Raw genomic sequence first — 2,786 nt, forward strand, 5'->3', positions numbered from 1 at the left:
TCGGTATACCCGTCACAGAGGCCGTGGGATAAGTCCGTCCGGGGAAGGGGGACACTGGCCATCAGCCGATTTGGGCAACAGAGCCGCCATGGATGCTAGGTATGCGTCGGATCGAAGCTGCGCCCGATTGTCGACGGAAGGCGGAGTGTCCTGCGGAGGCAAGCATCAGGCTGCCGCGTGGCCGACCGACCGGATCTGAAGCAAAAGTGCCGGCCTGCGAAGGAAGTTCGACGGCCGCTTCGCCTTCAGCACCCTTGCACAGGTTCCGCCGCCCGGGTCACGTCCGTCAAGCTGGTGCAATTTCCCAGATGGCCTGAGGTCATGATCAGGCGGCTTTTGTGGTAATGCTGAGAATGGGGTCGATCTCCTCCTTGTCGATCTGAGCAAAGGCCTCGGCCATCATGTAGCGGCTCGAGGTCTGCCATTCGTCATTCTGCTCGAACAGCACCGCGCCGATCAGGCGCATGATCGAGGCTTCGTTCGGGAAGATCCCCACGACATCGGCGCGGCGCTTCACCTCCTTGTTGAGGCGTTCAAGTGGGTTGGTGCTGTGCAACTTGGTGCGGTGCTGGCGGGGGAACGCCATGTAGGCCAGCACGTCATGCTCACTGGCGTCCAGGTCCGCCAGCTTGGGCCAGCGGGTGCGGACCTGTTCCGCGACGTGGCGCCAGGTATCGCCAGCGTGCTTACGGTCGGGCTGTTCGAACGCTTGCCGGACCGCTGCCGCGACCACCGTATGCTGGCCTTTGGAGACATGGGCGAGTGCGTTGCGCATCCAGTGAACCGGCACCTTTGCCAGGTGGCTTCAAAGACCCGTGCAATGGCGGCCTTCAGGCCGGTATGGGCATCGCTGATCACGAGCTTCACGCCGTCGAGACCGCGGGCCTTCAGCGAGCGCAGGAAGTCTGTCCAGAAGGTCTCTGCCTCTGACGGGCCAATGCCGAGGCCGATGATTTCCCGGCGGCCCTCGGTATTGGCGGCCACGGCGATTATGGCCGCAACCGAGACGATCCGCCCGCCCTGGCGCTGCTTGAGATAGGTGGCATCGAGCCAGACATAGGGCCACTCCCCCGTGAGCGGGCGGTTCAGGAACTCGCCGACCCGCTCGTCAATATCCTTGCACAGCTTCGAGACCGTGCTCTTGGAGATGCCGCTCAGGCCCATGGCCTGCACGAGATCATCGACCCGACGTGTCGAGACGCCGACGATCCAAGCCTCCTGGATCACGGCAACCAGTGCCTGTTCCGAGGTCTTGCGCGCCTCCAGAAAGCCGGGAAAGTAGCTGCCCTGCCGCAGCCTCGGCACCCGCAGGTTCAAAGTGCCCAATCGAGTATCGAGGGCACGCTCGCGATACCCGTTGCGCCAGGTCGTGCGGTCGCCGCTGCGCTCGTGCCGGCCGGCGCCGACCAGGCCATCGACATCGGCCTCCATGATCAGCTGAAGGACCGCCTCGGCGATGCTGCGCAGTAAATCACCCTGATCTTGCTTTGCCAAAAGCTCGGACAGGTCCATGGTGGTTTTGGTCATCGGGGGCTCCGTATGGTTCGTGGTTGAAGCGTCGAAACTCCACCTCGATCATACACCTCGATGGCCACCCGAGATTACACCGAACGTGCCGGTGAAATTACACCACGTCCGCGGACACTACCAGAAGGCCAGCGCGTATTTCGCAGCGGCGGAGCTCGACCGCCCCTTCCGCAAATGATCGCGTTCATCGACGATCACCGTTGTGTTCATGGTGTCGGGCCGATCTGCCGGGTTCTGGGGATCGCACCATCGACGTATCATGCCTTCAAGGCCGTCGAGCGCGATCCAGACCGGGCATCGGATCGGGCCAGGCAGGATCGCCTCGACATGGCTGCCATCAAGGAGGCTTTCGACGACAGCCGGGGCCGTTATGGCGCGCGCAAGGTCTGGCACCAATTCCGCCGCAAAGGGCACGACATCGCCCGGCTCGCACGGTGGAGCGGCTGATGAAGGCGATGGGATTGCAAGGCGTTGTGCGCGGCAGGAAGGTCATCACGACCAATCCCGATACTGCCCAGCCATGCCCTGATGACAAGGTGAACCGGGCCTTCGTCGCGGACATGCCGAACCAGCTATGGGTCAGCGATTTTACTTATGTCTCAAGCTGGCAGGGCCCTCGCCATGGTCTCTCGGACCAGTGGCGTTCCCATGGCTCGATCCATGTCGCCATTCGTCGGGAAAACAGTCCACTGGACTGTTTTCTGACCCTACTCATTTATCGACGTCTTTGCCCGAAGGATCGTCGCTGGCGAGTTTCCACATCAATGACCACGGGTTTCGTTCTCGATGCGCTAAACCAGGCTATCTGTCAAAGAACCCCATCGGAGACAGATAAGCTGATCCATCACTCGGACCGCGGCAGTCAATATCTGTCGATCCGATACACCGAGCGGCTGGCCGAGGCCGGGATCGACACCTCGGTCGGCAGCGTCGGGGATTCCCATGACAACGCGCTCGCCGAAAGCATCATCCATTTCGGGGCTTACGCGGCCCCACTGGGGTCACGGTCCCCTTCATATGTTCAAGACCGAGGTCATCAAGTTCTTCGGACCCTGGAAGTCCGTCGGTCAGGTCGAATGGGAAACTCTGAACCGAAGGACCGCGCAGCGAAATGGGTCGACTGGTATAACAGCGCCCGCCTGCACAGCGCCATCGGTTACGTCACGCCGAACGTAAGCGCGACGGCGTGGGCCTATGCGGCGAGGCTTGACGGCTGCGCGAAGCTCCAGGGCATGAGTTCCTCGATGCGGGCTTTCGGA

2 protein-coding genes, 1 pseudogene and 1 other annotated feature are annotated in these 2,786 nt (G+C 62.1%); of the genes and pseudogenes, 2 read left to right on the top strand and 1 reads right to left on the bottom strand.

The window, feature by feature from the left end; genetic code table 11:
• Positions 1–325 precede the first annotated feature (325 nt).
• Positions 326–1,527: pseudogene (locus tag J0F76_RS20395) on the bottom strand (IS256 family transposase).
• A gap of 132 nt (positions 1,528–1,659) precedes the next feature.
• Positions 1,660–1,776: a sequence feature (AL1L pseudoknot), on the top strand.
• Between J0F76_RS20395 and J0F76_RS21430 the strand changes: the two are divergent.
• Together J0F76_RS21430 and J0F76_RS21435 are read left to right on the top strand one after the other, a co-directional pair.
• Positions 1,702–1,974, top strand: coding sequence for an IS3 family transposase (locus J0F76_RS21430; RefSeq protein WP_207472291.1), 273 nt, complete (start codon positions 1,702–1,704; stop codon positions 1,972–1,974). Its footprint overlaps the feature before it by 75 nt.
• Positions 1,962–2,786: DDE-type integrase/transposase/recombinase (locus tag J0F76_RS21435; RefSeq protein WP_207472293.1), on the top strand; the 825-nt coding region annotated here is incomplete at its 3' end. The genes J0F76_RS21430 and J0F76_RS21435, both read left to right, overlap by 13 nt.

Origin of the sequence: Paracoccus fontiphilus (genome assembly GCF_017356265.1) — a bacterium.
In the GTDB taxonomy this organism is placed as follows: domain Bacteria; phylum Pseudomonadota; class Alphaproteobacteria; order Rhodobacterales; family Rhodobacteraceae; genus Paracoccus; species Paracoccus fontiphilus.